General features: G+C 73.3%; 1 protein-coding gene. It reads left to right on the plus strand.

Annotated elements, in window-relative coordinates:
- A partial coding sequence (locus CCN56_RS37510) for a non-ribosomal peptide synthetase (protein WP_143664758.1) occupies positions 1-3,528 on the plus strand: 3,528 nt, incomplete at both ends.

The raw sequence follows: 3,528 nt of genomic DNA on the forward strand, positions 1-3,528 counted from the left end.
CCTTCGACCTCACCGAGCAGCCGCCGGTCCGCTGCGCGTTGATCAAGCTCGGCGAGGAGAGGTACTTCTACTTCTACGGCTTCCACCACCTGGTCGTCGACGGCGTGGGCGTGTCGATGGCCCTCGCACGGCTGGTCGAGCTGTACGAGCAGGCCGTCGCGGGCGAGCCCTGGGGGCCGTCCCCGTTCGGCAGCCTGGTCGAACTGCTCGCCGAGGACGCGGAGTACCGGCGGTCCGAGGAGGCCACCGCCGAGCGCGCGGCCTGGCGGGAGCACCTCGCCGGAGCGCCGGACGCCCCCGCCGGCCTCGTCCGGGGCACGGGCCGGGCGGCGGCCGCGCACGGCGGCCTGCCCTTCGCCCGCCGGAGCGTACGGGTGTCCCCGGCGGACGCCGACCGGCTCCGCGCGGTCGCACGCGGCGAGCGCGCCTCCTGGTCGGTCCTCCTCGTCGCCCTGTTCACGGTCTACCTGCACCGCGTCACCGGACGGACCGAGCTGGTGATCGCCCTGCCGGTGACCGGCCGGACGTCCCGACGGGCGCGCAGCACCCCGGGAATGTCGTCGAACGTCGTCCCCCTGAGGCTCAGGGTCCGGCCCGAGGAACCGCTCGCCGCACTGGTCCGCTCGGTGGGAGCCGAGGTCAAGCACGGTCTGCGCCACCAGATGACCCGCTACGAGGACCTGTGCCGCGACGCCGGTGTCATCGACGGCGCCCGCAGGCTGGCCACGCCCGTCCTCAACATCATGGGCTTCCACGCGGAGCTCACCGTCTGCGGCCACCCGACGGTCAACCACAACGTGAGCAACGGCCCGGTCGACGACCTCAGCGTCGCCGTGCTCGACCTGGGCGCCGCGAACGGCCTGCGCATCGACTTCGACACGCCGGTCGAGGGCGTCGACGTGACGGCCGTCGCCGCCCACCAGGACCGGTTCGCCGCCTTCCTGACCACCGTCCTCGCCACCGAGCGACCGACCGAACGCCGGATCGCCGACCTCGACGTCCTGTCGGAGACGGAGCGCGAGCTCCTGACGGGCCGGTGGGCCGGACCGCTCGCGGACGCGGTGGACACGACGCTCGTGGAGCGGTTCGAGGAGCAGGCGGCACGGTTCCCCGACGGGGTCGCGCTCATCGACGAGGCGGGCGAGGTCACGTACGCCGAACTGAACGCCGCCGCCAACCGCTGGGCACGCCACCTGCGCTCCCGCGGCCTCGGGCGCGGCGACATGGCCGGCGTCCTCCTCGAACGCGGCACCCGCTTCGCCACCGCTCTCCTCGCCGTCCTGAAGACCGGCGCCGCCCACGTCCTCCTCGACCCGGACTTCCCCGACGACCGGCTGCGCTCGGCGGCCGCCGACGCCGGCATCAGCCACCTCGTCACCCGCCCGGTGCTCGCCGAGCGCGTCGAAGGCCCCTGGGCCACCCACACCGAGGCCCCCGGCGAACTCCTCTCGTACCACCCCGGCAACCTCGGCGTGCCGCTCGGCCCCGACGACCCCGCGTGCCTGATGTTCACCTCCGGCTCGACGGGCCGGCCCAAGGCCATCCTGTCCTCCCACCGCAACCTGGTGTCGACCCTGATCGGCCAGCCCTACCTCCCCGCGGGCCCGGACCAGGTCTACCTCCAGTGCTCGCCGGTGTCCTGGGACGCGTTCAGCCTGGAGTTCTGGGGAGCGCTCCTGCACGGCGGCACGGCGGTCCTCCAGCCGGGACAGAAGCCCGAACCGGTCCTCGTGACCGAGCTGGCGCGCCGGCACCGCGTCACGACGCTCCTGCTGTCCGCCACCCTCTTCAACTACCTCACCGACGAACACCCCGAGGCCTTCGAGACCGTCACCACCGCCTTCACGGTGGGCGAGGCGGCCTCCCCGGCACACGTCCACAAGCTCCAGCGGCTCAGGCCCGGCATCACCGTCCTCAACGGGTACGGACCCGCCGAGGTCATGATCTACGCGACCACCCACACCATCGAGGCCGGCGAGCAGCCGCACCCGGTGATCCCGATCGGCACCCCGCTGGTCAACAAGCCGGCCTACATCCTGGACGCGCAGCTGAACCTCTGCCCGCCGGGGGTGACCGGTGAGCTGTACGTGGCGGGCGAGGGCCTCGCGCACGGATACCTGGGCCGGCCGGACCTGACCGCCGCCCGCTTCGTACCGAACCCCTTCGCCACGGATGGCGGCCGGCTGTACCGGACGGGCGACCTGGCGCGCTTCGACCGGGACGGACGCCTCCTGTACGAGGGCCGGGCCGACGACCAGATCAAGATCCTCGGCTTCCGGATCGAACCCGGCGAGACCGAGGCCGCGCTCCTGACCCACCCCGCCGTGACCCGGGCCGTCGTCACCGTCCACGAGAAGCGGCTCGCCGCGTACGTCGTCGGCGACGGGGACCCCGACGAGATCCGGCGGCACGTGGCCGAGCGGCTCCCCGAGCACCTCGTGCCCACGTACGTGACCGCACTCGACCGCCTGCCCGTCACCCCCAACGGCAAGATCGACAAGCGGGCGCTGCCGGCACCGACGACGGCCCTGGGAACGGACCGCGCCCCGCGCAACGAGACCGAGGAGATCCTGGCCGCCCTCTTCGGCCGCACCCTGGAGCTCACCGGCCCGGTGGGCATCGACGACGGCTTCTTCGCCCTCGGCGGTCATTCGCTGCTCGCGGCCCGGCTGACGAACCACATCGCCGAGGCGCTGGGCGCGCGGCTGACGATCCGGGACGTCTTCGGGCACCCGACGGTGGCGGGGCTCGCGGAACTGCTCGGTGAGCAGGGCGCCGTACGGGCCGTCCCGCCGCTGGTCGCGGGGGAGGGGGCCGGTGAGTCGGCTCCGGCGTCGTTCGCGCAGCGGCGGTTGTGGCTGCTGGCTCAGCTGGAGGGGGACAGTGCGGCCTACAACGTGCCGATGGCCGTGAGGCTGGAGGGCGTGCCGGACCGGACGGCGCTGGAGTCCGCGCTGAGCGACGTGGTCGAGCGGCATGCCCCGCTGCGGACGGTGTTCGAGCCGGTGGAGGGCGAGCCGCGCCAGCGGGTACTGCCGCCCGAGCGGGCGCGCGTGTCGGTGGACTGGCGTCGGGTCGACGCCGGTGCTCTGGAGGGGGAGTTGGAGGCAGCGGCGGGTCGTGTGTTCGACCTGGCTGTGGAGCTGCCGTTGCGGGCGGTGGTGTTCGAGGTGGCGGACGGTTCGGCGGTGCTGTCGCTGGTGGTGCACCACATCGCGACGGACGGTCTGTCGAATGCGGTGTTCTTCGGAGATCTGCAGCGGGCCTATGCGGCTCGGGTGGCCGGGGCCGAGGGTTCCGTCCTGGAGCCCTTGGCCGTGCAGTACGCGGATTACGCGGTGTGGCAGCGGCGGGTACTGGGCTCGGCGGACGACCCGGACAGTGTGCTGGGCCGGGAGTTGGGCTTCTGGCGTGGGGCGCTGGAGGGGCTGCCGGAGGAGCACGGGCTGAACCTGGACCGTCCGAGGCCGGCCAGGGCGTCGCATCGGGGCGGTCAGGTCGAGGTCGATCTCGGCGCGGATCTCTTCG

This window comes from Streptomyces sp. NRRL B-24572 (assembly GCF_002156145.1).
Taxonomy (GTDB): domain Bacteria; phylum Actinomycetota; class Actinomycetes; order Streptomycetales; family Streptomycetaceae; genus Streptomyces; species Streptomyces vietnamensis.